Source organism: Streptomyces composti (genome assembly GCF_012034205.1).
GTDB classification, from domain to species: Bacteria; Actinomycetota; Actinomycetes; order Streptomycetales; family Streptomycetaceae; genus Streptomyces; species Streptomyces composti.
Genome location: NZ_JAATEM010000085.1, coordinates 1 through 936 on the forward strand (window position 1 = coordinate 1; position 936 = coordinate 936).

The window sequence follows — 936 nt, forward strand, 5'->3', positions numbered from 1 at the left end:
GCGCAGGGGCGGTTGGCGTTCCTGTTCTCGGGGCAGGGCAGTCAGCGGGCCGGGATGGGACGCGAACTGTACGAGGCCTTCCCCGTGTTCGCCGCCGCGCTGGACGAGATCTGCGCGCACTTCGACCGGGAGTTGGACCGGCCTCTGCGTGAGGTGATGTTCGCCGAACCCGGTGAGCAGGCTCTGCTGGACCACACCGCCTACACCCAGCCCGCCCTGTTCGCCCTCGAAGTCGCCCTCTTCCGGCTGCTGGAGTCCTGGGGCATCCACCCCGACCTCGTCACCGGACACTCCATCGGCGAACTCGCCGCCGCCCACACCGCAGGCCTGTGGTCACTGGCCGACGCCTGCACCCTCGTCGCCGCCCGCGGCCGACTCATGCAACAACTCCCGCCCGGCGGCACCATGATCGCCATCGAAGCACCCGAGACCGACGTCCTGCCCCTGCTCGCCGGACACGAAGAGCACGTGGCGATCGCCGCCGTCAACGGACCCCGCGCCACCGTCATCAGCGGCACCGAGCACATCGTCGAGGACATCGCCGCCCAGCTCTCCGCAGGCGGCCACCGCACCCGGCGTCTGAAGGTCAGCCACGCCTTCCACTCCCCCCACATGGACCCCATGCTCGACCAGTTCCGGCAGGTCCTGGACAGTGTGGAGTTCCACCCGACGCGGCTGGCGCTGCCCGCCGGTGAGGCGGTGCGCGACCCCAAGTACTGGGTCCGCCACATCCGCGACGCCGTCCGCTTCGCCGACCAGATCACCTGGCTCGAACAGCACGACACCACCCGCTACCTGGAAATCGGCCCCGGCGGCGTCCTCACCGCCCTCGCCCAGGACACCGTCACCCGCACCGACACCCTTCTCCTGCCCAGCCTGGTCAAGAACCTCGACGAGACCCACGCCCTCACCCGCGCCGCAGCCGAACTCCACGTC

The 936-nt window shown here is 70.3% G+C and carries 1 protein-coding gene; it reads left to right on the top strand.

Annotated features, from left to right (window positions below; translation table 11 throughout):
• Positions 1 to 936: acyltransferase domain-containing protein (locus HCJ93_RS29040; protein WP_167998806.1), on the top strand; the 936-nt coding region annotated here is incomplete at both ends.